This window comes from Hymenobacter caeli, assembly GCF_013294115.1.
Taxonomy (GTDB): Bacteria; Bacteroidota; Bacteroidia; order Cytophagales; family Hymenobacteraceae; genus Hymenobacter; species Hymenobacter caeli.
Genome location: NZ_JABSNP010000020.1, coordinates 1 through 24,656 on the forward strand (window position 1 = coordinate 1; position 24,656 = coordinate 24,656).

General features: G+C 62.7%; 30 protein-coding genes and 1 pseudogene. 15 read left to right on the forward strand and 16 right to left on the reverse strand.

All coding sequences use genetic code 11. The features are described from left to right. Positions 1 to 130: 130 nt before the first annotated feature. On the reverse strand, positions 131 to 451 hold the full coding sequence (locus tag HNP98_RS17590; RefSeq protein WP_173811490.1) for a hypothetical protein: 321 nt from the start codon (positions 449 to 451) through the stop codon (positions 131 to 133). 264 nt (positions 452 to 715) lie between these two features. Between HNP98_RS17590 and HNP98_RS17595 the strand changes: the two genes are divergently transcribed. Beyond that, positions 716 to 1,123, forward strand: a complete 408-nt coding sequence (locus tag HNP98_RS17595; protein ID WP_173811491.1) for a DUF4332 domain-containing protein — start codon at positions 716 to 718, stop codon at positions 1,121 to 1,123. Here the strand turns inward: HNP98_RS17595 and HNP98_RS17600 are convergent. Both HNP98_RS17600 and HNP98_RS17605 read right to left on the reverse strand, forming a co-directional pair. Continuing rightward, positions 1,120 to 1,539, reverse strand: a complete 420-nt coding sequence (locus HNP98_RS17600) for a hypothetical protein (protein ID WP_173811492.1) — start codon at positions 1,537 to 1,539, stop codon at positions 1,120 to 1,122. The genes HNP98_RS17595 and HNP98_RS17600 overlap by 4 nt on opposite strands. Next, on the reverse strand, positions 1,523 to 1,798 hold the full coding sequence (locus tag HNP98_RS17605) for a DUF433 domain-containing protein (protein ID WP_173811493.1): 276 nt from the start codon (positions 1,796 to 1,798) through the stop codon (positions 1,523 to 1,525). Before HNP98_RS17605 ends, HNP98_RS17600 begins: the two co-directional genes overlap by 17 nt. Positions 1,799 to 1,852: 54 nt before the next feature. On the opposite strand from HNP98_RS17605, the gene HNP98_RS17610 reads away from it, so the two are divergent. The 5 genes from HNP98_RS17610 to queG all read left to right on the forward strand — a co-directional run bounded on the left by HNP98_RS17610 (position 1,853) and on the right by queG (position 5,099). Beyond that, positions 1,853 to 2,194, forward strand: a complete 342-nt coding sequence (locus HNP98_RS17610) for an HIRAN domain-containing protein (protein ID WP_173811494.1) — start codon at positions 1,853 to 1,855, stop codon at positions 2,192 to 2,194. A 131-nt stretch (positions 2,195 to 2,325) separates the two neighbouring features. Continuing rightward, entirely contained in the window at positions 2,326 to 3,378 is a 1,053-nt protein-coding gene (gene ruvB, locus HNP98_RS17615; protein WP_173811495.1) for a Holliday junction branch migration DNA helicase RuvB, read from the forward strand. 106 nt (positions 3,379 to 3,484) lie between these two features. Further along, on the forward strand, positions 3,485 to 3,748 hold the full coding sequence (locus HNP98_RS17620; RefSeq protein ID WP_173811496.1) for a hypothetical protein: 264 nt from the start codon (positions 3,485 to 3,487) through the stop codon (positions 3,746 to 3,748). After that, the gene (locus tag HNP98_RS17625; protein WP_173811497.1) at positions 3,748 to 4,158 is read left to right on the forward strand and encodes a type II toxin-antitoxin system VapC family toxin; all 411 of its coding nucleotides are present in this window, start codon (positions 3,748 to 3,750) and stop codon (positions 4,156 to 4,158) included. The genes HNP98_RS17620 and HNP98_RS17625 overlap by 1 nt, the downstream gene beginning before the upstream one ends. Then, a complete protein-coding gene (queG, locus tag HNP98_RS17630) occupies positions 4,158 to 5,099 on the forward strand; it encodes a tRNA epoxyqueuosine(34) reductase QueG (protein ID WP_173811559.1) in 942 nt (313 codons plus the stop codon). Before HNP98_RS17625 ends, queG begins: the two co-directional genes overlap by 1 nt. Before the next feature lie 75 nt (positions 5,100 to 5,174). Here queG and HNP98_RS17635 read toward each other — a convergent pair whose 3' ends face one another. The 3 genes from HNP98_RS17635 to HNP98_RS17645 all read right to left on the reverse strand — a co-directional run bounded on the left by HNP98_RS17635 (position 5,175) and on the right by HNP98_RS17645 (position 7,393). Further along, a complete protein-coding gene (locus HNP98_RS17635) occupies positions 5,175 to 5,378 on the reverse strand; it encodes a hypothetical protein (RefSeq protein ID WP_173811498.1) in 204 nt (67 codons plus the stop codon). Positions 5,379 to 5,722: 344 nt separating this feature from the next. Continuing rightward, positions 5,723 to 6,604 (reverse strand): ferritin-like domain-containing protein, encoded by an 882-nt coding sequence (locus HNP98_RS17640; protein ID WP_173811499.1) that lies wholly within the window; start codon positions 6,602 to 6,604, stop codon positions 5,723 to 5,725. Between the two features lie 33 nt (positions 6,605 to 6,637). Then, the gene (locus HNP98_RS17645) at positions 6,638 to 7,393 is read right to left on the reverse strand and encodes a ferritin-like domain-containing protein (RefSeq protein ID WP_173811500.1); all 756 of its coding nucleotides are present in this window, start codon (positions 7,391 to 7,393) and stop codon (positions 6,638 to 6,640) included. Positions 7,394 to 7,672: 279 nt separating this feature from the next. Here HNP98_RS17645 and HNP98_RS17650 point away from each other — a divergent pair, with 279 nt between their 5' ends. The 3 genes from HNP98_RS17650 (at position 7,673) to HNP98_RS17660 (ending at position 11,140) form a co-directional block, all read left to right on the forward strand. Next, positions 7,673 to 9,166 carry a BatD family protein gene (locus HNP98_RS17650; RefSeq protein ID WP_173811501.1) on the forward strand — a complete coding sequence of 498 codons (1,494 nt, stop codon included), beginning with the start codon at positions 7,673 to 7,675 and terminating at the stop codon, positions 9,164 to 9,166. A 70-nt stretch (positions 9,167 to 9,236) separates the two neighbouring features. Further along, entirely contained in the window at positions 9,237 to 10,319 is a 1,083-nt protein-coding gene (aroC, locus tag HNP98_RS17655) for a chorismate synthase (protein WP_173811502.1), read from the forward strand. Positions 10,320 to 10,537: 218 nt separating this feature from the next. Further along, positions 10,538 to 11,140 carry a NifU family protein gene (locus tag HNP98_RS17660; protein WP_173811503.1) on the forward strand — a complete coding sequence of 201 codons (603 nt, stop codon included), beginning with the start codon at positions 10,538 to 10,540 and terminating at the stop codon, positions 11,138 to 11,140. A 90-nt stretch (positions 11,141 to 11,230) separates the two neighbouring features. Here HNP98_RS17660 and HNP98_RS17665 read toward each other — a convergent pair whose 3' ends face one another. From HNP98_RS17665 to HNP98_RS17710, 10 genes are all read right to left on the reverse strand, one after another. Beyond that, positions 11,231 to 12,130, reverse strand: coding sequence for a DUF5777 family beta-barrel protein (locus HNP98_RS17665; protein WP_246275200.1), 900 nt, complete (start codon positions 12,128 to 12,130; stop codon positions 11,231 to 11,233). 41 nt (positions 12,131 to 12,171) lie between these two features. Further along, positions 12,172 to 12,786, reverse strand: coding sequence for a YceI family protein (locus HNP98_RS17670; RefSeq protein WP_173811504.1), 615 nt, complete (start codon positions 12,784 to 12,786; stop codon positions 12,172 to 12,174). Between the two features lie 46 nt (positions 12,787 to 12,832). Then, positions 12,833 to 13,228 carry a hypothetical protein gene (locus tag HNP98_RS17675; RefSeq protein WP_173811505.1) on the reverse strand — a complete coding sequence of 132 codons (396 nt, stop codon included), beginning with the start codon at positions 13,226 to 13,228 and terminating at the stop codon, positions 12,833 to 12,835. A gap of 199 nt (positions 13,229 to 13,427) precedes the next feature. Beyond that, complete coding sequence (gene secDF / locus HNP98_RS17680) at positions 13,428 to 16,445, reverse strand: protein translocase subunit SecDF (RefSeq protein ID WP_173811506.1); 3,018 nt, start codon at positions 16,443 to 16,445, stop codon at positions 13,428 to 13,430. 141 nt (positions 16,446 to 16,586) lie between these two features. After that, positions 16,587 to 16,958, reverse strand: a complete 372-nt coding sequence (locus tag HNP98_RS17685; RefSeq protein WP_173811507.1) for a hypothetical protein — start codon at positions 16,956 to 16,958, stop codon at positions 16,587 to 16,589. 54 nt (positions 16,959 to 17,012) lie between these two features. After that, positions 17,013 to 17,474 (reverse strand): DUF4268 domain-containing protein, encoded by a 462-nt coding sequence (locus HNP98_RS17690; protein ID WP_173811508.1) that lies wholly within the window; start codon positions 17,472 to 17,474, stop codon positions 17,013 to 17,015. A 9-nt stretch (positions 17,475 to 17,483) separates the two neighbouring features. After that, positions 17,484 to 18,092: a Uma2 family endonuclease gene (locus HNP98_RS17695; protein ID WP_173811509.1), complete on the reverse strand. Its 609-nt coding sequence runs from the start codon at positions 18,090 to 18,092 to the stop codon at positions 17,484 to 17,486. A 45-nt stretch (positions 18,093 to 18,137) separates the two neighbouring features. After that, positions 18,138 to 18,761, reverse strand: a complete 624-nt coding sequence (locus tag HNP98_RS17700; protein ID WP_173811510.1) for a uridine kinase family protein — start codon at positions 18,759 to 18,761, stop codon at positions 18,138 to 18,140. A 35-nt stretch (positions 18,762 to 18,796) separates the two neighbouring features. Then, positions 18,797 to 19,381: an RdgB/HAM1 family non-canonical purine NTP pyrophosphatase gene (gene rdgB / locus HNP98_RS17705; protein WP_173811511.1), complete on the reverse strand. Its 585-nt coding sequence runs from the start codon at positions 19,379 to 19,381 to the stop codon at positions 18,797 to 18,799. Between the two features lie 121 nt (positions 19,382 to 19,502). Then, a complete protein-coding gene (locus HNP98_RS17710) occupies positions 19,503 to 19,898 on the reverse strand; it encodes a hypothetical protein (protein WP_173811512.1) in 396 nt (131 codons plus the stop codon). 229 nt (positions 19,899 to 20,127) lie between these two features. On the opposite strand from HNP98_RS17710, the gene HNP98_RS17715 reads away from it, so the two are divergent. The 6 genes and pseudogenes from HNP98_RS17715 (at position 20,128) to HNP98_RS17740 (ending at position 24,622) form a co-directional block, all read left to right on the forward strand. Next, positions 20,128 to 20,397 (forward strand): type B 50S ribosomal protein L31, encoded by a 270-nt coding sequence (locus HNP98_RS17715; protein WP_173811513.1) that lies wholly within the window; start codon positions 20,128 to 20,130, stop codon positions 20,395 to 20,397. 166 nt (positions 20,398 to 20,563) lie between these two features. Further along, positions 20,564 to 21,769 (forward strand): GlmU family protein, encoded by a 1,206-nt coding sequence (locus tag HNP98_RS17720; protein ID WP_173811514.1) that lies wholly within the window; start codon positions 20,564 to 20,566, stop codon positions 21,767 to 21,769. Between the two features lie 87 nt (positions 21,770 to 21,856). Further along, complete coding sequence (locus HNP98_RS17725) at positions 21,857 to 22,537, forward strand: hypothetical protein (protein WP_173811515.1); 681 nt, start codon at positions 21,857 to 21,859, stop codon at positions 22,535 to 22,537. Positions 22,538 to 22,643: 106 nt separating this feature from the next. Further along, positions 22,644 to 22,904: pseudogene (locus HNP98_RS17730) on the forward strand (glucose-1-phosphate thymidylyltransferase); the annotation flags it as partial. 1 nt (position 22,905) lies between these two features. Next, complete coding sequence (locus HNP98_RS17735) at positions 22,906 to 23,448, forward strand: hypothetical protein (RefSeq protein WP_173811516.1); 543 nt, start codon at positions 22,906 to 22,908, stop codon at positions 23,446 to 23,448. 34 nt (positions 23,449 to 23,482) lie between these two features. Next, positions 23,483 to 24,622 (forward strand): DNA polymerase III subunit, encoded by a 1,140-nt coding sequence (locus HNP98_RS17740; RefSeq protein WP_173811517.1) that lies wholly within the window; start codon positions 23,483 to 23,485, stop codon positions 24,620 to 24,622. Positions 24,623 to 24,656 lie beyond the last annotated feature (34 nt).

Sequence of the window (24,656 nt, forward strand, 5' to 3'; positions counted from 1 at the left end):
GCGGCATTCGGCCCTCGGTTATCTCGCCCCCAACCACTTCGAAACCCATTTTCAAACTACGTCCCAACTCTGTGCGGCTTAGCTAGACCACCTCACCTTGACTAGGGTGGTCGCTTTTTACAGGTGTCACTTATTTTTCTAATAAATATACCTCCTCAAAATAGCCTGGTACCGAATGAGTGGTTGTGTTTATTACTTTCCAGCCATTCTGTTTTAAGTCGTTAACCTTTAAAATCTCGGCTTTGCGCAGCGCAAATTCAGCATCTTGCTTGGTTTTTGTAACAGGTTGAATGCTGGTTTCCCCGGAGGGTGAGATAGTGATTATTGAATACCCGTGGCTTTCCCTGCCAATCACCATCATGTACCCGCCCGGCTCGGCGGCTTTCGGGTAAAAGGCCCACGTGCCGGCGGCTACCAGCAGCAACGTGGCGGAGAGAAACAGCTTTTTCATGGGGTAGTGGGTTAGGTTGGAAGGGAAGCAGGGCTAGCGCAAGCTAACCGGGCGTTGTATGCGTTTCATGAATGCCGGAACGGTACCGCCGCCGCCTGGTTCGGGCCCGGTGGTATTATGGCAAGGCCGCGCTTGGAGAGGAAGCCCCGCGCTTTGGATAGCATTGGCAGCGGCTTGGCTGAGTAAATAACTGAGGCAGATGGGTATAACGGGTAATGGCTTAGCTTTACGACTGTATCATCACCTCATCCAACCTCCACCGTCATGGCGTACACCGTAGAAGAAATTGAAGGCGTCGGCAAGGCATTTGCCGCCAAGCTCGAAGCCGCCAACATCCACAGCGTGGACGCGCTGCTGGACGCCGGCAAAACCCCCGCTGGCCGCCGCAAAGTGGCCGCCGACACGGGCATCGCCGAGGACAAAATTCTGAAATGGGTGAACCACTGCGACCTGATGCGCATCAAGGGCGTAGGGCCCCAAACGTCGGAGCTGCTCGAAGCCGCCGGCGTGGACACGGTGAAGGAGCTGCGCCGCCGCAACGCCGAAAACCTGTACGCGGCCATGGCCGAAACCAACGCCAAGCGCAACCTCGTCAACCAGATGCCAGGGGCCGCCCAGGTGCAGGGCTTCATCAACCAGGCCAAGGAGATGGAGCCGATGTTGAGCTACTAGCGGGCATTGCCCAAGGGCTCCGCGGCCGGGGAACGGGAGGATTCTTCCCGTTTCCCGGCCGCACTGCATTGTAGCGTTATGGCAGTGCTGCCCCCACTACGTGTACCCCGCCGGCCAGCCCCGGCTGCGCCAGTAGCTCCAGTACTTGGGGCAGCAGCAGCAAATGAGTAGCGTACTTTTCTGGGTGTGCCGCTAAGTACGACGACCGCAAATGGGTACTGCTGCCAGTTTTGCCGGTAAGGCAAGTTTTGGTCGCCGGTAAGGAGGGCTTCAAAGCCTGATGAAAGCATGAGGCGCAGCAATTCGCCGTTTTTCTTGCCTAACCAACCCATCTGCTGCACTGTGCTTACCTCGTGCCTGGGGCCAAAGCGGAAGCGGAGTTTTACGTCCGGGTCTTCGTCAAGCAGCAGCTTCATGCGCTTTTATAATCGCCTCAAAATCAATCTGGGCTGGTTTTACGTGCAAATGGTCGGGAATCAGAGCTTTGGCAGCCAGGTAAAGCACGCCTTCTGCTTGCGCACGGCCGACACTGGGGAATCCTTCCAGAAAGTCGTTAATGGTTTCGCCGGTCGCCACGTAGTCAAACAGCGTTTGGATGGCAACCCGCGTGCCGGTGAAGACCGGGGTGCCGCCCGTAATTTCCGGGTCGATGGTGATGAGGTCGGTGCGGAGCATGAAGGAAAGATACGCGAAAAGCAAAACTTGCGCCCCGCGCCGTAATTTGGCCCCATGAAGGAGCTTACCGAACCCCTCGTGCTGCTGGAATGCCTCGTGGCGGGCACCTCGCACCGCCGCCCCGAAATTGACAAAGTGGAGCCCTCGCTCAAAGTCGGGCAGACCTTGCTGCTCACCCGCGAGCCCGACAGCCACTACGACGACTGGGCAGTGCAGGTACACACCCTGCCCACCACGCACCCAGCCAACGTGTGGCTCGGCTACCTGCCCGAGGGCCAGAACGAAACCGTGGCCCGCCTGCTCGACGCCGGGTTTGCCATCGAAGCCCGCCTCAACCACAAAGCCTGGGAAGACGACTGGCTGCACCTCGACATCGGGGTGCTAATGAACCGTTAGTAAAACTGTTGCTACTGTCCGATTAATGCGCAGCTTTACTAAAAAATTGGGAGCTTTTTTGCGGCAGTTTCAGTTGGGTATCCGGGCACCAGTGGCTGCCCGCCGACCACCAACAGCAATTCATTAAAACCATGCGCGAAGCCTACCTCACCGGCGACAACGAACGCCTCGACGCCACCGATAAGGACATCGACAAGGCCTTGCGGCCACTGTCGTTCGACGACTTCACGGGACAGGAAAAAATTCTGGAGAACCTGAAGGTGTTCGTGGCCGCCGCCAAGCAGCGCGGCGACGCCCTCGACCACGTGCTGCTGCACGGTCCCCCCGGCCTGGGCAAAACCACGCTCTCGCACATCATCGCCAACGAGCTGGGCGCGGGCATCAAGATGACCTCGGGCCCCGTGCTCGACAAGCCCTCCGACTTGGCCGGCCTGCTCACCAACCTAGAGCCGCACGACGTGCTGTTCATCGACGAAATCCACCGCCTCAACCCCGTGGTGGAAGAGTACCTGTACTCGGCGATGGAGGACTACCGCATCGACATCATGCTCGACTCGGGCCCCAACGCCCGCTCGGTGCAGATTTCGCTCTCGCCCTTCACCCTCGTGGGGGCCACCACCCGCTCGGGCATGCTCACGGCCCCGCTGCGGGCCCGCTTCGGCATCTCGGCCCGGCTGGAGTACTACGACTCCAAGCTGCTGACCACCATTGTGCTGCGCTCGGCCGAAATCCTGGGCACACCCATCCACGAGGACGCGGCCTTTGAAATTGCCCGCCGCTCGCGCGGCACCCCGCGCATCGCCAACAACCTGCTGCGCCGCACCCGCGACTTTGCCCAAATCAAGGGCGACGGCACCATCACGGTGGAAATCGCGCAGTTTGCCCTGAACGCGCTGGACGTGGACGCCCGCGGCCTCGACGACATGGACAAGCGCATCCTCACCACCATCATCGACAAGTTCAAGGGGGGCCCCGTCGGCATCACCACCATCGCCACCGCGTGCGGCGAGGAGGGCGAAACCATCGAAGAGGTGTACGAGCCCTTCCTCATCCAGGAGGGCTACATCAAGCGCACCTCGCGCGGCCGCGAGGCCACCGAAGCCGCTTACCTGCACCTGGGCCGGGCCCTGCCGCAGCACCTGCGCGGCAACAACGGCGACCTGTTTGCCGAGATTACGGCGTAGGGCGGCAGCTTTGTCGATAGCATTTGCTTAGCATGGAACGCGCCGCCCTCAGCGGCGCGTTTTTTGTTTTTGCGCGTATCTTTAACCAGAGTAAAATACGGACTGCATGGAAACGCTTCAGCTTGCGCAAGAACTTAACGCCTTGCCTGAACGCACCCGCGCGGCGGTTGAGCAGCTAGTGCTTTTGTTAAAAAAACAAGCTGTGGAAGTAGGCAAGCGGCAGCCTCCGATCTTATACCCAGCAGAACCAGCCCAAGCCGGTTTGCCTTTCGACGACCCGGTATATTTTGGCGCTTGGGCTAGCCGGACTGATATCACCGACGGAGCCGATTACATCCACCAGGTTCGGCGCGGTTTGCGGCCAGCGTAATGACGGGATTGATTTTACTTGATTCTGATGTGTTGATTGATGTGTTACGGAAAGATGTGCTGGCCGCGACGCTGCTGACCGCGCTGGGTAGCGCCGCCCCCTTGGGCATCAGCATCGTGTCTCGGATGGAAACCATTCGGGGTTACCGGAATTTTGAAGTGCAGCAGCAAGCCGAAAAGTTACTTCGCCGTTTTCAAGTAATAGCCTTAGATGGCGATATATCGCGCCGAGCCGACGAGTTGATAAACCGATATTATTTAGGCCGTAATCTAGGCATTGCTGATGCTTTAATTGCTGCCACGGCCATTGAATACGACTTGCCGCTACTCAGCAAAAACCAGCGGGATTTCCATTTTTTGGATAAGTCGGGCCTGCAACTGCTGCCTTACCCGGCCGCGCCCGCCGCTTGATGCTGCTCCGCGCCGACTGGACGCCCTTTATCAAGCGCCGGGCCGCTGAGCTGGGCTTCATGGCGTGCGGCATTTCTAAGGCGGAGTTCTTGGAAGACGAGGCTCCGCGGCTGGAAAACTGGCTCCGGCACGGCATGAACGGCCGCATGGCCTACATGGAAAACCACTTCGACATGCGCCTCGACCCGCGCCGGCTCGTGGACGGGGCCAAATCGGTGATTTCGCTGCTGCTCAACTACTACCCGGCCCCCGAGGACCAGCAGCCCGCCGACACGCTCCAAATCAGCAAGTACGCCTACGGGCGCGACTACCATTTCGTCATCAAGGACAAGCTGAAAACGCTGCTGGCCGACATGCAGGCCGAGATTGGCGACATCGGGGGCCGGTGCTTCGTCGATTCGGCTCCGGTGCTGGACCGGGCCTGGGCTAAGAAGAGCGGCCTGGGCTGGGTGGGTAAAAACACCAACCTCATCACGCCCGGCAGCGGCTCGTTCTACTTCATCGCCGAGCTGATTGTGGACGTGGAGCTGGACTACGACGGGGCCATCCGCGACTATTGCGGCACCTGCACCAAGTGCCTCGACGCCTGCCCCACGCAGGCCATCACCGAGCCCTACGTGGTGGACGGCAGCAAGTGCATCAGCTACTTCACCATCGAGCTGAAGGACCAGATTCCAACCGAGGTGGGCGGCCAGCTGGGCAACTGGGTGTTCGGCTGCGACATCTGCCAGGACGTGTGCCCGTGGAACCGCTTCGCCAAGCCCCACCAGGAGCCGCAGTTCCAGGCCCACCCCGACTTGAAAAACCTGACCCCCGGCGACTGGCGCGAAATCACCCACGAGTTGTTCACGGAGTTGTTCCGACAGTCGGCGGTAAAGCGAACGGGCTACGCGGGCCTCACGCGCAACATCGCCTTCGTGAGCAACCCGCCGGAGCTGTAGAGCAGCGGGCCTGGCCCGGTAGGTAAGGTGCGAGGCATTGGGTAAGCGCGGGCCCGCTCCGTGCTGGATGCGCTGTTAGGCTAGGCCCACGCGGGCCGCCTGCCGGAAGGCCCGGTTGAGCACCCGGCGGTAGAGGCGCGAGAACTGCTGGTAGCACCAGACGCGGAAAGCCGCCATTTCGGCGGGCAGCACGGTTTTGAGGGCCTTGCGTAGCTCCTTCTCAAAAAGCACCTTATTGAAGCTCACTTTTTGGAGGATGAGTTTTACGTAGTCTAACATAGCGGGTGGGATGGAAAGAAGGATGGTTTTGCCGTGGGCCGTGGCAGTTCTGAAAAGATAATCAACAACCCCGGGATTCCCTGCGCTGTCAACGAACCGGACGGCCTGCGCGGTGCCCCAACACGCGTAAAAAGCGGCCAAAGCCGCTTTTCGCACGATTAATCCCCAAATTTTATAGACTGGTTGCGTTCGAGCCGTTTTTGGAAGCCGTAAAGGTATCAGTAATTGGCAGCGCGAGTTGCACCGTTTGCGTTGCTGATTGCCGACTTCAAAACAAAAAACAACGCCAGTCCCGCACTGCGGAACTGGCGTCGCCAGATAACACTTGCTAATGAAGTTGCTCTCTACGCGCCAATCAAGCCGCCAGCACGCGAGTTGTCGAGCACTTCGGCAACTTGCAGGTACTCGTCGTAAGCCGCTGCTGCATCAGAAGCTGAGTAAGTAGTGCCTAGACCGGTAGTAATGGGCACGCCCGACTGAGTCGTATTATTCTCAACCGGGCTAGCCGTCGTGTAGGCAGGAACAGCTAGGCCAAACTGGCCGGGGTTCGAGCCAGCAGTGACGCCGCTGGTGTACACCGGGTGAGTTGCCAGGTCGTCGCCGGGGTTCACCCAGGCCAGCTGGCCGCGCATGGTGCGAATTTTCGACGCGTGACGAGCTTCCACCGAGTGGATTTGCAGCGCTACGGTCAGCAGGTCGGTGCCGAGCAACTCGCCGGCGCGGCCTTTGTAGGCACGAACCCCGGTGTCTTCCAGCAACTGGGCAATACCAAGCTGCGAGGTAGCAGCCGGGCCAGTCTTAAAAGTGGTAAGTGTTGCGAACACCGCAGCCTTGAAGGTAACACCCGATACGGGGGTAGCTCCCATGCCTGAAATGGCACCTTTCAGCAGCGTAACGTGCGAATCTTCGTGCTTTTTGATCTGGTCAACGGCAGCTTTGTCAGCGGCCGAGGCAGCGGTGTACAGGGCAGAAGCCTTCACTTTTCCGTAAAAGTCCTGCTCGAACAGCTCTAGAGCCAGCGCGTACTGGAGCACTTCTACTGCCGTGGCAGTGGTGCCAGCGTAAGCCTTTTGAAACAGCGCGCCCAAGAACAGCGGCGTGGCTGCCAAGGCCGAGCGCTTAGCTGCGGTGCCCAGCGAACTGAAAATAGCACGGCGCGAGTCGAAGCGACCAAGAACGTCGGCGTCTACTTCCGCGAGTTGGTCAATTATTTTGAAGAGATTCATAACAAAAATTGATTACAAATGAGGAAGAGGAAATTACTTGCCGACGGTGCTAGCGTCCAACTTTTCCGTTACATAGGTTTGAGCGGCGGTAATTACATCAACCGGCATCATAGCTTTGTCAAGGCCAGTCGTGGGATCTACTTGGTCGTCGCCAGCAAACGATGTGCCGGTGGTATCGAGCAAATCACGAACGTAAGCGGCGTGACGGGCTTCAACAGAAACAATTTGACCAGCAATAACTAAATAAGCAGCGGTTTTGAGAAGTTTACCTGCTCCGTTATAAGCAGCTACTCCTAAATCCTCAAATGCCTTTGCAGCGCCCAGTACCGATGCGCGTGATGCGAAGTTGATGCTGGTGAAGTTGGGGTTCAGGCCCGGTATAATTTTGCCAGGAGCATCGCGGTTGATAGCGGCTTTGAAGAAGTCACGGTGGATGGCTTCGTGGGACGCCACTTGCGTGAAGTAAGCTAATTCACTGCCTTGGAAATCGCTGGCCGGAGTCTTTACTACTTGAGCATAGAAAGCAGCCTCGAGCTGCTCCAACGCGTAGGCGTAGTTGAGCACGCCTACGTCGCCTGATCCTAAACTTACCGATGCTCCCGTGCCACCCGGTGTAGGGGTAGGGGCATTATTATTGGTATCATCTTTCGAGCAGCCCGCCAGGATGAGTGCTGTAGCTCCGGCAGTAGCGCCGGCATACATAAAGAACGAACGCCGTTTGATAGGCGTGTACAGAGGCTGGGCGGTGATTAGCTCGTCCTGGCCGCCTACTTGGGAGTGTTGGGACATGATGAAAAAGAGGAAAGTGGGAAAATAATAAAATAGGAATTTTCAGTTGTCCGACACTCCATTGGCCGCTTGGCGCGCAGGGCGAATAAGCTGGTCGCTGGAGGCGTTCGTGGGCTAGATACGGGCGAGTTTGAACTAGGGATTGTACTTGGGCTTAACTTTTTTCCTTTTCCTTTGGGCCCCAGGCCACATTTTGGCGGGAAAAGGGCCACAGTCAGGCATTTGGCTCACACAACGTCCGGGGCTCAATAAGATTAAATAATGCAATTTAGAGTGCTAATGCCGCGGTTGTTGGCCCTTTTCTACCCCTTGTTGGTGGCCGGAGCCGGCTGGGCGCAGCCCGTCCGCCCGCGGGTAGAAGTGGTGCCGGGCCCGGCCGTGCTGCCCGTCACGGGCACGTACACGCTGGCGTTTCGGCTGCGCGGCGCGGCCCTGGCCGACTACTCGGCTTTTCCCGACCTGGAGGGCTTCAAAAAAGCCGGCAAAACCAGCACCACCACCACCCGCCTGGTGCAAGGCCGCCGCTTCACCGAGCTGACCATTACCCAGCGCTACGCGCCCTACGGCGAGGGCGATTACGCCATCAAGCCCTTTTTGCTGACCGTGAACGGGGTGCGGGTGCGCGGCGGCGGCGGCACCGTGCACGTGGGGCCCGCCGCGCCGGGCCCCGCCGCCAAAGCGGCTCCGGCGGGTCCCGCGCCCTTGCAGGGCGTGGGGGCCCTCGACCAGCTGTTTGGCAAGCCCAAGCCGGGGCTGTACCAGGACGTGCCCGACCACGCGGTGCTGCTGCTGGAAGCCGACCAGCGCCAGGTGTTCGTGGGGCAGGGCGTGCGCGTCACGCTCTCGTTTTACCTGCGGCCGGCCGACCAGGCCGTGCTGGCCTTCCACGACTTCGACGACCAGCTGCCGCGCCTGCTGCACCGGCTGCGCCAGCCCACGGCCTGGGAAGTACCGGCCGGCGAGCAAAAAGTACTGCCCGACACCGTGCGCTGGGGCCCCCAGCGCATGCTGCGCTTCCGGCTGGCCGAAACCACCTATTACCCGCTCACGCCCCAGCCCCTAGTATTCCCGTCCCTGGCCCTGACGATGACCAAGTTCCGGCTCCTGAAAAAGCCCGAGCCCGGCGTGGACGGCCGCCTGGCGGCTTACAGAACCTACCTGGCGCGGGGCCTGGCCGTGGCCGTGCGCCCGCTGCCCTACCGGCGCGGCGGGCCCCCGGCCGCGGTGGGCCACTACCAGCTGCGCGAGTCCATCAGCCACACCGAATTCACGGCGGGGCAGGTGTTCAGCTACACGTTTGGGGTGGAAGGGGCGGGCAACCTGGCGGCCCTGCCGCCGCCGGTGCTGGCCCCCCGGGCCGGGCTGGCCGTGTACGGCCCCGACGTGCGCCTGGAAACCGACCCCGGGGGCCCGGGCCGCAAGCTGTTCCGCTACCGGGTGGTGGCGCAGCGGCCGGGCGTGCTGCCGCTCGACAGCCTGTGGCAGCTGTCGGTATTCGACCCCGTAGCGGGCACTTACGGGGTGCTGCGCTCCACCCTGCGGCTCCAAATCCGGCCCGCTGGCGCGGCGGCGCGGCCCACCGCGCCGCCCGCCCGCCCCGTCGCGGCCGACCCGTTCTACCCCGCAGCCATTGCCCGGGCCGACGCTGTGCTTCAGCCCCTCGACGTGTACCGCCAGGTGCGGCGCTACGCCACGGCGCTGCTGGCCGGGCTGCTGGGCCTGGCCGCCGCCGGCTGGTGGCAGGCCCGGCGGCGGGCCCCGGGGGCCTCCTGAACAACGGCTCCGCCGGGCCCCTTGCCGCTAACTTTGTACTTCTTCTGGTTTTTTGCGCCTGCGCTTCCTCATGTCCAACACTTTCGGCACCCTCTTTCGCATCACCACCTTTGGCGAGTCGCACGGCGTGGGCATCGGGGTAATTATCGACGGCTGCCCGGCCGGCCTGGCCGTGGAGGCGGCCCACATCCAGGCGGCCCTCGACCGCCGCCGGCCCGGCCAGAGCGAGCTGACCACGCCCCGCAACGAGGCCGACCGGGTGCAAATCCAGTCCGGCCTGTTCGAGGGCCGCACCACCGGCACGCCCATCAGCCTGTTCGTTCCCAACGCCGACCAGCGCTCCGACGACTACTCGCACATCGCCCAGGCCTACCGCCCCAGCCACGCCGACTACACCTACGACGCCAAGTACGGCCGCCGCGACCACCGGGGCGGGGGCCGCAGCTCGGCCCGCGAAACGGCCGCCCGCGTGGCCGCCGGGGCCGTAGCCGCGCAGCTGCTGGCGCATTTCGGCGTGCAGGTGCGGGCCTACGTGTCGGCGGTGGGCGAAATTGAAGTGCCCGTGGGCTACGAGGCGCTGGATTTAAGTCTGATTGACACCAACCTGGTGCGCTGCCCCGACCCCGCCACCGCCGCCCGCATGGAAGACCGCATCCGGGCCGCCCGCGACGCGCACGACACCGTGGGCGGCGTGATTACGGGCGTGGCCACCGGCGTGCCGCCCGGCCTGGGCGAACCGGTGTTCGACAAGCTGCCCGCCGTGCTGGGCCACGCCCTGCTCAGCATCAACGCCGTGAAAGGCTTCGAGTTCGGTTCCGGGTTTGAGGGCACCAAGCTGGCCGGCTCGCAGCACAACGACGAATTTTACACCGACGAAGCCGGCCACATTGCCACCCGCACCAACCGCAGCGGCGGCAGCCAGGGCGGCATCTCCAACGGCCAGGACGTGTACTTCCGGGTGGCGTTCAAGCCCGTGGCCACCATTTTGCAGCCGCAGCCCACCGTGAACCAGGCGGGCGAGGCCGTGACGCTGGCCGGCCGCGGCCGCCACGACCCCTGCGTGCTGCCCCGCGCCGTGCCCATCGTGGAGGCCATGACCCAGCTGGTACTGGCCGATTTGCTGCTGCGGGCCCGCGGCAACCAGCTGGGCTGAGCAGGCAAATAGCGGACTGTGTTGTTCTGCTCCAGACAGTTACGGCTTTTTGAGCGATATTTCGCTTCGGTAGCCGCCCGGGCCCGCGCCGGGCCCGGTGTTACTTTTGCAACCCCCGCGGCTACAACGCTGTTGTAGACCAACAGCTAGCCCTGCGCCAAGGCTAGCCTCGCGCCGCCAGCCGGCCACCTTTGCCCACCGAAACTAGATTAACCGCCATGTCCGCTGTATCCATCTACGCTGAAGCCTCGCCGAACCCGGAGAGCATGAAGTTCGTCCTCAACCAGCAGCTCCTCGTTGACGGCGTGAGCGTGGACTACCCGTCGCTGGAAGCCGCCGTGAACTCGCCCCTCGCCCAGGAGCTGTTCGGGTTCGACTACGTGGGCCGCGTGTTCATCGCCCAGAACTTCGTTACCGTCACCAAAACCCACGCCGACCTGGCCTGGACGCAGCTCATCCCCGAGCTGCGCCAGTTCCTGAAGAGCTACGTGGAAGCCGGGGGCCCCCTGTTTACCGTGGACCCCGCCGCCGAGCAAAAGGCCGCCCAGGCCGCCACCGCCGGCGACCCCACCGCCCAGGACGGCCAAACGGCCCAGAAAATCATCGACCTGCTCGACAACTACGTGCGCCCCGCCGTGGAGCAGGACGGCGGCAACATCACCTTCAAAAGCTACCACGAAGGCGTGGTGACCGTGAACCTGCAAGGCTCGTGCTCGGGCTGCCCCTCGGCCACCGTCACCCTCAAGTCGGGCATCGAAAACCTGCTCAAGCGCATGGTGCCCGAAGTGCAAAGCGTCGTCGCCGAAGGCATCCTGGTTTAGGCAGTTAAAAGTTGAGCGTTAAAAATTAAGAAGCCCGCCTGAATCATCAGGCGGGCTTCTTAATTTTTAACGCTCAACTTTTAACTGGAATTAGTGGGGCCGGATGGTGAAGTTGCGGGCGACGCAGAAGCCGAAGTACAGGTCGCCCTTGAAGAAGTTGCCGGTGGTTTGGGGCACGAAAAACTTCTCCGTCATGCCCAGCGAGTTGGTCACGTGGAGCTGGAAGATGTGGCCGCCGGTTTCCAGGTCCACGCCCAGGCCCAGCGCGTTGCGGAAGGTGCTGGCCGTGTTGCCGGGAAACAGGTAGTAGTAGTCGGCCGTGAGGGCGGTGCGCTTGGTGAGCTTCTGGCGCAGGGCCCCGCCGAGGGCGTACACGTCGTTTTGCTCGGCGGGCGTGGCCACGTAGTTGCGGTGGATGAGCGTGGGCATGAGCTGAATGGACAAGTCGGGGCTGAACTTGCGGGCAATCAGGGCCTGGTAGGCGTAGGTCACGCGCGAAGCCATGGTGCGGTCCACCGGGTCGTTGAACTTAAGAGTCGTGAGGGCCGAAGACGCGAAGAGGGTGACCGAGACGGGCACGGACCCGGGGCCCGTGGTTTGCCGGAGGGCGCGGTACTTCAGGAAGCCGTCGAGCGTTTTTTCCTGCGAGCTGCGGCCCACGCCCACGGCCAGGCGGTTGGTGAGGCCGTACTCGAAGCTCAGGCGCAGCACGGCCTGGTCGAGGCCGAAAAACTCGTAGGCCCCCGAGTTCAGGGTGCCGAAGCGGTGCTGAATCAGGAAGACCATGGTGCCCTTGCCCGGGTTCTCCACCGACTGCGAGTTGATGATGTGGGTGCCCTTGAAGGTGGCGGCCACCACCTCGCGCTTGGGGGGCTCGGCGGTTTTTTCGAGCTGGCCGAGCAGGTCGTCCTGGGCGTGCGCGGCGGAAGCCAGGCCCATAAAGGCCACCAGCCAGCCCGCGAAGCGCAAAGAGTAGTGATAAAAAGTCATAGCAAGGATTGGCTAACGGGTAGGAAAAGACGGGATAAGGGCTAGTTGCTGGCGTTGGAGCGCGTGACCGGGGAGGAGCCGCTGCCCGCGGGGGGGGCGCCCACGGCGTCGCAGGTGAGCGACACGCGGATGCTCACGGTTTTGGCGATGTTTTCGCGCACGAGCAGCGGAATTTCGATGGCGTAGTCGGCCGGGGCCACGCTGAAAAAGGCAAACACCAGCAGCTGGCCGCTCTTCAGCTCCAGCATGCCGGCCGTGGCGATGTGGCGCGTCACGCCGTGCAGGGTCAGCTCGCCCTCTACCTGCACCTGGTGCGAGCCCGGCACGCCCAGCACCGCGGCGTCGGCCCCGCTGAAGCGCCCGGTGAAGGTGGCCCGCGGGTACTTGTCGCTCTCCATGTAGTTCTCGTTGAAGTGCTCCTGCATGAGCGTGCGCTTAAAGGCAAATTCCTTCACCGGCACGGCAAACGCCAGCTGGCCGGAGCCGAGGTCGAGCACGGCGGCCGCCGCCGTGTTGCGGGCCTCGATGTCTTCGAGGATGCTGGTGGAGAAGAAGCTGACCCGGCCCGCCTTGGTCATGAACTTGCCCTGCGCGCGGCCCGGCCGGGGGGCCGCCAGCACCAGCACAACGAGCAATAAGCGCAGGAACTGCTTCATGGACACGGGCAAAGGGGAGGAACGAAATGCGACTGCGGCCGGGGGCCTAGTTGTTGGGCTGGCCGGCGTCGATCCAGGCCTGGATGCGGGCGATGTCGCAGGTCGAGAGCTGGTCTTTGCCCTTGGGCATCTGGTCGAAGCCGGGGTCGTGCCGGATGCAGCCCAGGATGAGGCTGGCCGACTGCTTCTTGATGCCCGCGTAGTTGCTGTAGTCGTTGCCGCCGCCCAGCGTCTGGTACACGGCGCTGCCGTGGCACTCGCGGCAGTGGGCATCGAAAATGGGCGAAATCGTGGCCGCGTAGGTAGAAGACGAAGCGGTGACGTCGGGGCACGGGGCCGGTTCGGAGCCGTGCGAGTAGCTGCACCCCGAAGCCAGGGCCAGCAGGGCCACCGCGGCCCCGATGAGCACCCGCGCCGGGAGTAATGGAATAAGCTTGCGCATAGGAAGTAAGGATAGAACAGGGGCGGCGTTGCCCTGATAAATAGCTGTATTTATTTACCGGAACGCAAATTAGCACAAAAGGCCAGCCCGGTTTATTAATAAAAGTTAAATGCACGAAAAAGCCCGGCCAATGGGGCCGGGCTCTCTACGAACGAATAATAGAGACCGGGCGGGCCGGCTGCCGGGCCCGCCGCCGGGCTTAGCCCACCGTGCTGCGGCTCAGCTGGGGCGCGTCGCCGGGCAGGGCCGACACGTCCTCGCCGGCGGCCCGGCGCTCGCGCTCTTCCTGGCGGCCATAGGTATCCAGAATGATGGGCGTAGCGATGAACAGCGACGAGTAAGTGCCGAAAATGATGCCGATAATCATGGCAAACGAGAACGAGCGAAGCGTCTCACCCCCAAAGATATACAGCACCAACACCACCATAAACACGGTCGTGAACGTAATCATCGTCCGCGAGAAGGTCGAGTTCAGGGCCGGGTTCACCACCTGGGCAAAGGTCAGCTTGGGGTTTTCGCGCAGGTACTCGCGCACCCGGTCGTAAATCACCACCGTGTCGTTCATCGAGAAGCCGATGATGGAGAGCACGGCCGCCACGAAAATCTGGTCCATCTCGTAGTTGATGCCGAAGGCGCGGGCAATCGGGTAAGATGCGATTACCAACAATGCATCGTGGAATAGTGCTATAACGGCCGCCATCGAGTACTGCCATTTCTCGAAGCGGAACAGCACATAGACGAAGATGCCCAGCAGCGTCAGGCCCAGGCTCAGCACCGAGGTGCGCTTGATGTCGTCGGCGATGGTGGCCCCCACTTTGGAGGTGGACTTGATGGCCGGGGCGCTGGCCTGGAATTTGCCCAGGCCCTGGTTGAGGGCGGCGAGGACGCTGTTGTCGGCCGCCGTGCTTTCGTCGGTGGCGAGGTAGCTGGTGGTCACGCGCAGGCGGGTGGGGGCCCCGTACTGCTTCACCTCGATGCCCGCGCCCTTGAAGGCGGGGCGCAGCTGGTCGGCCACGTCGGAGGCCACCATCGTCTTGTTGAAGTCAATCACGTAGGCGCGGCCGCCGGTGAAGTCCACGCCTAGGTTGGGGCCCCCTTGCAGGTACATCAGCACGAAGCCGAGGATGATGACCGACGACGAGAAGATGTAGGCAATCTTGCGCTTGCCCACGATGTCGAAGTTCAGGTTCTGGAACAGGTTGCGCGAGAGGAAGGTCGAGAAGCTGATTTTGCTGATTTCCTTGCCCTTCACGAGCCACTCGATGATGAGGCGCGACACGTACACGGCCGACAGGAACGAGGTCAGCACGCCGATGCCCAGCGTGATGGCGAAGTTCTGCACGGGGCCCGTGCCGAAGAAGCCCAGGATGACGGCGATGAGCATCGTGGTCACGTTCGAGTCGAAGATGGCCGAGAAGGCCCGCGAGTAGCCGGCGTTGATGGCGTCGGGCAGGCTGTGGCCGTTGTTCAGCTCCTCGCGAATTCGCTCAAAAATCAGCACGTTGGCGTCCACCGACGAGGCGATGACCAGAATCAGGCCCGCGATGCCGGGCAGCGTGAGGGCCGTGCCGAACTGCGCCAGCACGCCCAGAATCAGGAACATGTTGAAGAGCAGGGCCACGTCGGCCACCAGGCCGGCCCGGCCGTAGTACACGGCCATGAAGGCCATGATGATGAGCAAGCCGGCCAGCGACGAGTACAGGCCCTGGTTAATGGCTTCCTTGCCGAGCGAGGGGCCCACCACGGCTTCTTCCACGATGCGGGTGGGGGCGGGCAGCTTGCCGGCCTTCAGCACGTTGGCCAAGTCCTGGGCTTCCTCGATGCTGAAGTTGCCCGAGATGCTGGTGTTGCCGCCGGCGATTTCGCCCTGCACCACCGGGTCCGAGTACACGTAGTCGTCGAGCACAATGCCCACCTGCTTGCCGATGTTAGCAGCCGTCATTTTCTGCCACTTCTTGGCCCCGCTCGGGTTCATGCTCATGCTCACCTCGGGGCGGCCGCCCTGGTCGTAGTCCTGGCGGGCGTCGGCCACTACTTCGCCGGCCACGGGGGCCTGCCCGTCGCGGGTTTTGCGGATGGGGTTCAGCTCCAGGTACTCCTGCTTGTCCACCACCGTGGGCTTCACGCTCCACAGCAGGGCCAGGTTGGGGGGCAGCGTGGCTTTGGCTTCGGGGCTGGCCAGCAGGGCGTTCATGCGGGAAGTGTCGCGCAGGGCCACGCCCAGGCGGCCGGGCATGGTGAGCAGGCGGGCCAGCGGGCCGCCCTTCTGGTTGGCCGCCGCCAGGGCAGCCGAGTCGGCCTTGGCCCCTTTGGCAGCGGGCGTTTTCTTGGCCAGCTGGGCGGCCAGCGACGTGGTGTCGCCCTTGGCAGTCGTGGCGGTAGTCGCACTAGCAGCGGCGGTAGCAGCGGCCGGGGCCTTAGCGGCGGCGTTGGCTTTCTCTCTGGCTGCCAGCACCTGGTCGAGCTGCACCAAGTAGGGGCCCACTTCCTGCTGGCTCCACACTTCCCAGAATTCCAGCTTGGCCTGGCCTTGCAGCAGCTTGCGCACACGGTCGGGGTTGTCCACGCCGGGCAGCTCAATTTGCAGGCGGCCGGTGCCCTTCACCCGCTGGATGGTGGGCTGGTTGACGCCGAACTTGTCCACGCGGGTGCGCAGGATGTTGAACGAGCGGTCGATGGCTTCCTCTACTTCTTTGTCGATGGCCGCAATCACCTTGTCGTTGGGCGAGTTGATGTCGATGCCGCGGCTCTTGTTGGTGGTGTTGGCGAAGATGGTGGCCAGCGGCTTGCTGGGGGCCAGCTTCTGGTAGGCCTGCTCAAACAGGGCCGTGAAGGGCGTGCTGGAGTTGGTCTTCTGGGCCTCCTGGGCCTGCGCCAGGGCGGTGGTGAAGGCGGGGTCTTTTGAGTTGCCGCTCATGGCCCGCACGATTTCCACCGGCGATACTTCCAGCGTCACGTGCATGCCGCCTTTCAGGTCGAGGCCCAGGCCCAGCTCGCTCTGCCGCACCTCGCGGTAGGTAAAGGGGCCGAACACGGGGGCCCGCCACACCGAATCGAGGTAGTGCTGGCGCTTGGTTTCGTTGAGCTGGCCGTTGTGGGTGGCGTAGGCCACGGCCTTGTCCTGCACCCCGCGCGAGACGTAGGTGAAGAAGAGAAAGTACGCGCACAACGCCGAAACGATGACGGTGAGCGCAATGATGAGTCCTTTGTTACGCATGGATTCAATGAACAATTAATAATGAGCAATGAGCAATTGGGTTGATAAGGCCCAAAATCAAAAAGAGCAACCGCCGCCGAGCCCAAGCAATTGGTTATTAGCCCCCATTGCTCATTGCTCATTGTCAATTGCTCATTGAATTTAGGGGGCCTGCGGGGCCAGCGCCACGGCCAGCAGCCGGGCCCGGAACACCTCACCGGCCCGCACGCCGGCCCGCAGGCGCGGCACGGCCAGGGCCCGGCGCAGCCGCGGCAGCCACGCGCTGCCCAGGCCGGGCAGCCACGCCACGGCCACCGGGGCCACGCAGTGGGCCAGGGCGGGGGTGGCTTCCAGCAATACTTTCTGCTTGACGACCGTGGCCTTGGGCGGGGCCGCGAAGCGCGACTCGGCCGGGGCGGCGGGCAGCCGCAGCACGCTCACGGCCCGCTGGTTCAGGCCCAGCACCAGCAGCACCGAGGCGGCGAGCCAGGCGAAGCGGAGCGAAAACCAAAAACGGGAAAGCAATACCAGCATGGATGTAAACGGGGACTGCAAAGATAGGACTTTGGCCGGGAAGCGGGCCCGGCGCTACTTCAGGGCCTCGAAGGCGTACTGCGCGTCGCTCCAAAACGCATCCAGGGCCACGAGGCGGGGCTTGAAAAACGAAATGAGCGCCGGCCAGTCGTCGCGGCTGAACACGTTGGCCGGAGCCAGCTCCGTATAGATGCGGCTCAGCGGCTGGCCGTGCTCGTCGGCGGCGGCGGCGGCCCAGGTCCAGGGCTCGCCCAGGGTTTCGTGCAGCAGGGGCTTCAGCGCCTCGAACTGCTCAAAAAACAGGGCCCGGAGGCCCGCGTCGGGCTCCGTCAGCTCGATGCCGATGCGGGCGCGGCGGTTGTCGGCGTGCAGGCGGAAGTACACATTTTTCAGGCCCGTCTTGTAGTTTATCCAGTTGGCGGGCCCGCCCTCGGCCGACGGCACCGGGGCCATGTACTGCCCAAAGGTGGTCCAGAAGGCCTGCCTCAACTGGGTAGCTTCGGCTTTACTGTACATGTTGGTGCGTTAGGTAGCCCGGCGCAGGGGGCGCAAGTCGAGGCGGAAACCAGGCAGCACCGGTTCGCCGCTCAGCTCCTGGTCGTAGCCCTGCACCGTTTCCACGGGCTGGCCGGGGCAGTACACGTAGGCCGTTTCAGCTTCGACGTGCAGCAAAAAGCCGAGCTGCATCCCATTAGTCAAGCAGTCTTGCATCTTGGCCTGCAAGTCGGCCAGCGCGTCGGAGGGCGACTTCACCTCCATCATAAACTCGGGGCACACCGGCGGAAACTTGCTTCGCTCCCCGGGCGTGAGCTTTTCCCAGGCCGCGTTGCTCAGCCACGCCGCGTCGGGGGAGCGCACCGACGTGTCGGGCCGCTTAAAGCCAGCCGATGATTCGTACACGTGGCCCAGCCGGGCCTGCCGGTTCCACAACCAAAGCTGGCCTTGGCTTTCACCGCTTGATTCGCTGGAATCGGAACCGGCCGGGGGGCGCAACATAATATCGTGTTGGGCGGTGCGCTCCAGACGCAGGTCGGGGTTGAGCCGGCACAACTCAAAAAACTCGTCGTCGGAAAGCCGGTTGATGGGGGCCCCGCGCAGGGTGCGCAGCTGTTGGGGCCAGTCGAGAGAATTCATCGCGCCGCGGGCTTGGGTGTGTTTAAATATACGCCAGCCGCCGGGCTAGGGGGCCCCGACCTTGCCTTTCAGAAATCCCACCAGCACCTCCAGGCCCCGGTCGAAGTGCCGGTTGTTGGGAATGATGAGGTCGGCTTCCCCCTTGAACGGCTTGATGTACTTCTCGTAGGTGGGCGACACGTGGTTGGAGTACTGGTACAGAATGGTGTCGAGGGTAAGCCCGCGCTCGATTTGGTCGCGCACGATGCGCCGGTGCAGCTTCACGTGCTCCTGGGCATCGATGTACACCTTGAGGTCGAGCAGCCTGGCCACATCTTCGAAGTAAAACACGAAAATGCCCTCCACCACCACAATCGGGGCCGGGCGCAGCACCAGGTCGCGGGCCATAGCGCCGGGGTTGTTGAAGGTGTACTCGGGGCGGCGCACCTCGCGGCCTTCGCGCAGGTGCTGCACGTCGGTGGCATAGGCCGCGCCGTCGATGCTGCCGGGCAAATCAAAGTTGATAACGCCTTGCTCGTCCGCCACTTGCAGATGATACGGCTGGTAGTAGTTGTCCTGCGAAATTAGGCAGATTTCGTGCGCCGGAAAAGCGGCCAGCAGGCGCTTCAAAAACGTGGTTTTGCCCGAGGCGCTGCCGCCGGTGATGCCGACGAGGTAGGGTTGCTGCATAGGAGCGCAAAGGTAAGCGGCGAAGCAAAGGGCCCCTACGCCGCGCCCTGCAAAAACGCTAGTAGCCCCGCCACCGCCCGGGCCCGGTGGCTGAGTTGGTTTTTCTCGGCCCCGCTCATTTCCGCAAACGTGCGGCCGTCGCCCTCGGTGGGCACAAATACGGGGTCGTAGCCGAAGCCGCCGGTGCCCCGCGCCGCCTCGGCAATATGGCCGGCCACGGCCCCCGCAAACGCGTGCGTCGTGCCGTCGGCCCGCGCCAGGGCCACCACCGTGCGGAAATGGGCCGTGCGGTCGGGCCGGCCGGCCAGCTCGTGGAGCAGCTTGGCCACGTTGTCGGCGGCCAGGCGCTGGGGCCCGGCGTAGCGGGCCGAGTACACGCCCGGGGCCCCGCCCAGGGCCGTTACTTCCAGGCCGGTGTCGTCGGCAAAGCAGGCTACACCGTAGTGCTGGCGCACGTACTCGGCCTTCTGGCGGGCGTTGCCTTCGAGGGTGTCCCGGGTTTCGGGCAGCTCCTCGGCGCAGCCGATGTCGGCCAGGCTCAGCAATTCAAGGCCGGGCGGCAGCAGGGGCCGGATTTCGTCGAGCTTGTGGGCGTTGTTGGAAGCAAAGCAGAGGCGCATGGCGGCAAGGGAGCGGTGGGCCGGCAAAGGTGCGCCGCCGCGCCGAAAAATCGGCCTTCCTTCGGTCATCAGTCGTTGGTTGTCGGGTCACCAAGAATAACCGACAATTGGCAACCAACTACTACTTGAACACCTCCTTAATGGTGTCCCAGGAGCGGGCCACGGCCCCGGGCCCGTCGGCCAGCGCGGCCGCTTGGTTTCCGGCGGGGCCCCGGCGGCGCGTCACCAGCCGGTAGGCCAGGGCTTCGCCGCTGGCCTGGCACGCCGCGCCGGCGTCGAAGCACCGGTAGCGGCGGCGGCCCACGGCCGGCTGGTAGGCCACCAGCACGTACCCGGCCGTAGTCAGCCGGCGGTAAAGGCCGTAGCCCGCCACGTCGGTTTCGTCGGCCACGGCCCAGTCCAGGCGCACGGCGGCCCCGTCGCAGGTGGCCGATAATTGGGCCTGCGGCCACCGGGCCCGGCCCGCGGCCCGCTCGGGCCGCGGCAACAGGGCCAGCCCCAGGGCGGCAGGCAGCAAAACGGTAAGAAAACGCCTCATGCGCAACGGTAGAGCTTGGTGAGGGGAAGGTTTCAAATGTACATTCCTTTAGTGATAAGCAGAGGCCGGCGGCGGGCAAAGCGTTGCATGGCCGGCGGTTACCCGAACTTTTTTGCCCGCGGGCGTTGGCGAAGTCGGCTTAAAGCCGTACTTTTGCAATCCCTTCCGCAAAACCGGCGGGGTTCACCCGGTCAAACCGGCCTCCGATATGAAAAAAGGCACCCACCCCGAGTACCAGGAAGTTGTGTTTCAGGACACCTCCTCGGATTTCAAGTTCATCACCCGCTCCACGATGAAGCCGACCGACACCATCACGATGGAAGACGGCAAGACCTACCCGCTGGTGAAAATCGAAGTGAGCAGCGCCTCGCATCCTTTCTACACCGGCAAAAACATGTTCATCGACACCGCCGGCCGCGTGGAGAAATTCCGCAGCCGCTACGCCAAGAAAGAGCAGGCCAGCGCCAACAAAGAATAGCTTTTTCGAGCTGTTAGCCTTTAGCTGCCAGCTGTTAGCTTTTGCGAACTCCTTCCGGCAACCCCGGAAGGAGTTTTTTTTGGCCCTGGCCAAGCCGTCCGCCGTAAGTTTGGGCTTGCCAAAAAAAAGCTAACAGCTAACAGCCATCGGCTAATAGCTTAAAAAAATGCACGTTCTCCTTTTCGACGACCCGGCCATCCGGCCGCATTTATTGCCTTTTACTTTCACGCGGCCGGTGGCGGCGCTGCGCTGCGGCATCCTCACGCTGGCCGAAAAGTGGCAGCGCCGCCTGGGGGCCCCGGCGGTGGGCTACCTCACCCAGCCCTACCTGCAAGCCAAGTTCCCGGCCGGCGACGTAAGCGGCCCGGCCCTGGTCATCAACGGCGCTATTTGCCCCGACGACCTGCTAATCAAGCAAGTGCTAGGCCTGCGCCCCGGCCAGGCCCTGTATTGCGACGAGACGCTGGTGGCCGCCCACCTGGCCGACGCCACCCAGGTGGCCGAGCTGGTGCAAGACGGCCTGGCCGACGCCCGCCAGGTAGCCGAGCCCGTGACGGTAATCTCGCGGCCCTGGCACCTGTTTCTGCGCAACGGGGTCGAGATTCGGCGCGACTTTGCCCTGCTCACCCAGGGCCGCACCTCGCAGCCGGTGGGCGATGCCCACACCATCGTGTACGGGGCTGAAAACATTTTTATTGAGCCCGGCGTGAAAATCCGCGCCGCCATCCTCAACGCCGAAGCCGGCCCCATTTACCTGGGCAAAAACGCGGTGGTGGAGGAAGGGGCCGTGCTGAAAGGACCGCTGGCCCTGGGCGAAGGCGCGGTGGTGAACGCCGGGGCCCGGCTACGTGGCGACAACACCATCGGCCCCTACTGCAAGGTGGGCGGCGAAATCGGCAACAGCATCCTGCTGGGCTACAGCAACAAAGGCCACGACGGCTACCTCGGCAACTCCGTCATCGGCGAGTGGTGCAACCTGGGGGCCGACACCAACACCAGCAACCTCAAGAACAACTACGCCCCGGTGAAGGTGTGGAGCCACGCCGCCCACCGCTTCGTGGACACCGGCCAAACCTTCTGCGGCCTGCTGATGGGCGACCACGGCAAGTGCGGCATCAACACCATGTTCAACACCGGCACGGTGGTGGGCGTGGGGGCCAACATCTTCGGGGCCGGCTTCCCGCGCCAGTTCATCCCCAGCTTCGGCTGGGGCGGCGCGGCGGGCTTCGAAACCTTTAAGCTGCCCAAAGTGGCCGAAGTGGCCGCGCGGGTGATGGGCCGCCGGGGGCTGCCCTACGACGCGGTAGAGCAAAGTATCATGGAAGCGGTGTTCCAGGCCACGGCCGGGGACCGGCCCTGGGAGCGGGGGTAGCCGCTCCCAGGGCGCACCAGCAGCGGATTAACCAAAACGAATCGGCGCACAGGGCTTCCCTGGCCGAAAAACCACTTGAGCAAACGTATGAAAAAGCAGCTATTGATGACCGCCCTGCTGGGCTTTTCGTTGCCCGGCGGGGTGTATGCGCAGGCCGATTCGACGGCTACGGGGACCGTTAAGCCTGCGGGGCCCCCGACACCGGTGGAGGTGATGGCCGGTAACGTGTACCTCCGCTTCCAGATGATTGTAACCAAGCAGTTTACGCCCACCAGCAAGCTCGGCTTTTTCAACGTCACGGCCCTGAACGGCAACTACCGCAACGACTTGCCCCAGAACGAGGCGGTTCTCCAGGGCATGCTGACGTACCGGCTGGCCAAGCGGCTCGCCGGGGTGGGCGGGTTTGCCTTCAACAGCGTGTCCGGGTTCCGGCCCACGGCGGGGCTGCAATACGTCTTCGCCAACCCCAAGTTCCTGGCCATCCTCCTGCCGCGCTTCGACCTGACCCAGACCCACGACTTCGAGACGCTGGCGCTGCTGGAGTACCGGACGCCACTCACTCCCACGCTGGGCTTGTACGCCAAGGCCCAGGGCCTGTATAATTACAACATCAAGGCCGACCTGCACGACCGCAGCTACTTGTATCTGCGGTTGGGTGTGAGCTACAAGGGCTTTCAGTTCGGCCCGGCGGCCAGCTTCGACCGGTACGGGCCCTTCCTCGTTGCCACCCAGAACTACGGCGCGTTTATCGGCACTGAATTTCGGTAAGCCGCCACCACCGTTTAAAACCGCCGTGCCACTGGCCGCAACAGCCGTGGATAGGGTACGGGAAAAAGTAGAAGCTTAAGTATGCAGCTTTCAAAGAATAACCCGCATCAACACCATGTTCAACACCGGCACGGTGGTGGGCGTGGGGGCCAACATCTTCGGGGCCGGCTTCCCGCGCCAGTTCATCCCCAGCTTCAGCTGGGGCGGCGCATCGGGTTTCGAAACCTTCAAGCTGCCCAAAGTAGCCGAAGTGGCCGAGCGGGTGATGGGCCGCCGGGGTCTACCTTACGACGTGGTGGAGGAAGGAATTATGAAGGCGGTTTTTGAGGCGACGGCGGAAGACCGAGTGTGGGAAAAAGCGAAGTGAAATGAAACCTTACTGTGTAAAAACGCTCAAATTAGCCGACTGGGAGGAAGATATCTTCGGATTGCTGCTGGCCGAGAATGAGGATTGGCTGCTGTTGCGTCATATCGCAGGAGATTATCAGGTTGACGGATATCAGTTGGTAGCAAAGCGTTTCATAACGTCCAATAAAGCTGACAAATGGCGGGCGCAAACGGCTAGAGTGTTAAAACTGAAAAGCGTGAGTAATGAAGTGCCACAGGGTTTTGCCTTTGGTACTATCGTAGACATGCTCCAATATATTGAGCAACGCTATAAGCTATTTCAGATAAAGGACGAAGAAGACACCTGCTTCTGTGGACAACTTCGTGACTACGATGAAACGCACTACAGAATAAATAGCTTGTCGCCACGAGCTGTTTTGGATTTAGACTATAATTCATGGTTTCTATTCGATGAACTAATAACCATCGAATTCGGAACCGATTATTTGGAGTCATTGCAACTGTTGTGGCAAGATAAGGTGCGGCGTAAATGGAAAATAGACCAGCGCAACCAGTCTAACTAAAGTTGAAAGCGGCACTATCCCTGCTAATTGAATAATGCTTTTCACTGACATCCCCAACCAGCTCGCCGTCAAGCAGCTGCTGCGCCAGTCGGTGCGGCGGCAGCACGTGGCGCACGCGCAGCTGTTTCGCGGCAGCGAGGGCGGCGCGGGGCTGGCCCTGGCCCTCGCCTACGCCCAGTACCTGAACTGCGAGGAGCGGGGCCCCGACGCCGACGACAGCTGCGGCCGCTGCCCGGCCTGCACCAAAACTGCCAAGCTGGTGCACCCCGACCTCAACTTCGTGGTGCCCGTGACCACCACCAAGGCCGTGCCCAAAGACGCGCTGAGCAGCAAGTTCATGGCCGACTGGCGCAGCTTCGTGCTCGACAACCCCTACCAGGGCTTCAACGACTGGATGCAGCACATCGGGGCCGAAAACAAGCAGGGCAGCATCTCCAAGGAAGAAGCCGGCCAGCTACTGAAGCTGGTGAGCCTCAAGGCCTTCGAGGCCCGGTTTAAAATCGTCATTCTCTGGCTGCCCGAGCTGATGCACCCCGCCACGGCCAACGCCGTGCTGAAGCTGCTGGAGGAGCCGCCGCCCGCCACCGTGTTCCTGCTCGTGAGCCACGCGCCCGAGCGGCTGCTGCCCACCATCCTCAGCCGGGTGCAGCCGGTGGCGGTGCGCCCCTTCGCCGAGGCCGACATTGCCGATTACCTGCACGCGCACTACCAGGTGCCCGAGGCCAAGGCCCGCCAGGTGGCGCAGCTGGCCGAAGGCAGCCTGGGGGCCGCCATCGCCTCCAAAGATCAAAGCGCCGACCACGACTACTTTGCCTTTTTCCGCGACTGGATGCGCCTGTGCTTCAACTACAACAGCAAAGGAGCCGAGATTTTGAAGCAGAGCGAGGCCTTTCAGAAGCAGGGCCGCGAAAACCAGAAGGAGCTGCTGGCCTACGCGCTGGTGCTGGTGCGCAAGGTGCTGCTCTTCGGCCTCGACCCGCGGCTGATGCCCCACCTGCCGGCCGAGGAGCAGCAGTTCGTGTCCGGCTTCGCTAAGTTCGTGACGCCGCGCAACGCCGACGCCCTCACCAAAGAGCTGACCGACGCCCACTACCACATCGAGCGCAACGCAAACCCGCGCATGGTGTTCGTGGACAGCTCGTTGCGCCTGGGCGGTTTCCTGCGGGCCGCCTAAGGGGCCCCGGCGCTGTTAAATGCTAAATGATACC

Bases quoted from the DNA above. Each gene is read 5' to 3' on its own strand.
- HNP98_RS17635 (WP_173811498.1), bottom strand. From the start codon at position 5,378: ATGTTAGACTACGTAAAACTCATCCTCCAAAAAGTGAGCTTCAATAAG.
- HNP98_RS17700 (WP_173811510.1), bottom strand. From the start codon at position 18,761: ATGCAGCAACCCTACCTCGTCGGCATCACCGGCGGCAGCGCCTCGGGC.
- HNP98_RS17670 (WP_173811504.1), bottom strand. From the start codon at position 12,786: ATGAAGCAGTTCCTGCGCTTATTGCTCGTTGTGCTGGTGCTGGCGGCC.
- HNP98_RS17695 (WP_173811509.1), bottom strand. From the start codon at position 18,092: ATGAATTCTCTCGACTGGCCCCAACAGCTGCGCACCCTGCGCGGGGCC.
- HNP98_RS17740 (WP_173811517.1), top strand. From the start codon at position 23,483: ATGCTTTTCACTGACATCCCCAACCAGCTCGCCGTCAAGCAGCTGCTG.
- HNP98_RS17625 (WP_173811497.1), top strand. From the start codon at position 3,748: ATGACGGGATTGATTTTACTTGATTCTGATGTGTTGATTGATGTGTTA.
- HNP98_RS17645 (WP_173811500.1), bottom strand. From the start codon at position 7,393: ATGTCCCAACACTCCCAAGTAGGCGGCCAGGACGAGCTAATCACCGCC.
- aroC (WP_173811502.1), top strand. From the start codon at position 9,237: ATGTCCAACACTTTCGGCACCCTCTTTCGCATCACCACCTTTGGCGAG.
- HNP98_RS17590 (WP_173811490.1), bottom strand. From the start codon at position 451: ATGAAAAAGCTGTTTCTCTCCGCCACGTTGCTGCTGGTAGCCGCCGGC.
- queG (WP_173811559.1), top strand. From the start codon at position 4,158: ATGCTGCTCCGCGCCGACTGGACGCCCTTTATCAAGCGCCGGGCCGCT.
- HNP98_RS17595 (WP_173811491.1), top strand. From the start codon at position 716: ATGGCGTACACCGTAGAAGAAATTGAAGGCGTCGGCAAGGCATTTGCC.
- HNP98_RS17715 (WP_173811513.1), top strand. From the start codon at position 20,128: ATGAAAAAAGGCACCCACCCCGAGTACCAGGAAGTTGTGTTTCAGGAC.
- HNP98_RS17610 (WP_173811494.1), top strand. From the start codon at position 1,853: ATGAAGGAGCTTACCGAACCCCTCGTGCTGCTGGAATGCCTCGTGGCG.
- HNP98_RS17650 (WP_173811501.1), top strand. From the start codon at position 7,673: ATGCCGCGGTTGTTGGCCCTTTTCTACCCCTTGTTGGTGGCCGGAGCC.
- rdgB (WP_173811511.1), bottom strand. From the start codon at position 19,381: ATGCGCCTCTGCTTTGCTTCCAACAACGCCCACAAGCTCGACGAAATC.
- HNP98_RS17685 (WP_173811507.1), bottom strand. From the start codon at position 16,958: ATGCTGGTATTGCTTTCCCGTTTTTGGTTTTCGCTCCGCTTCGCCTGG.
- secDF (WP_173811506.1), bottom strand. From the start codon at position 16,445: ATGCGTAACAAAGGACTCATCATTGCGCTCACCGTCATCGTTTCGGCG.
- HNP98_RS17620 (WP_173811496.1), top strand. From the start codon at position 3,485: ATGGAAACGCTTCAGCTTGCGCAAGAACTTAACGCCTTGCCTGAACGC.
- HNP98_RS17665 (WP_246275200.1), bottom strand. From the start codon at position 12,130: ATGACTTTTTATCACTACTCTTTGCGCTTCGCGGGCTGGCTGGTGGCC.
- HNP98_RS17660 (WP_173811503.1), top strand. From the start codon at position 10,538: ATGTCCGCTGTATCCATCTACGCTGAAGCCTCGCCGAACCCGGAGAGC.
- HNP98_RS17675 (WP_173811505.1), bottom strand. From the start codon at position 13,228: ATGCGCAAGCTTATTCCATTACTCCCGGCGCGGGTGCTCATCGGGGCC.
- HNP98_RS17600 (WP_173811492.1), bottom strand. From the start codon at position 1,539: ATGAAGCTGCTGCTTGACGAAGACCCGGACGTAAAACTCCGCTTCCGC.
- HNP98_RS17605 (WP_173811493.1), bottom strand. From the start codon at position 1,798: ATGCTCCGCACCGACCTCATCACCATCGACCCGGAAATTACGGGCGGC.
- HNP98_RS17690 (WP_173811508.1), bottom strand. From the start codon at position 17,474: ATGTACAGTAAAGCCGAAGCTACCCAGTTGAGGCAGGCCTTCTGGACC.
- HNP98_RS17640 (WP_173811499.1), bottom strand. From the start codon at position 6,604: ATGAATCTCTTCAAAATAATTGACCAACTCGCGGAAGTAGACGCCGAC.
- HNP98_RS17735 (WP_173811516.1), top strand. From the start codon at position 22,906: ATGAAACCTTACTGTGTAAAAACGCTCAAATTAGCCGACTGGGAGGAA.
- HNP98_RS17725 (WP_173811515.1), top strand. From the start codon at position 21,857: ATGAAAAAGCAGCTATTGATGACCGCCCTGCTGGGCTTTTCGTTGCCC.
- HNP98_RS17720 (WP_173811514.1), top strand. From the start codon at position 20,564: ATGCACGTTCTCCTTTTCGACGACCCGGCCATCCGGCCGCATTTATTG.
- ruvB (WP_173811495.1), top strand. From the start codon at position 2,326: ATGCGCGAAGCCTACCTCACCGGCGACAACGAACGCCTCGACGCCACC.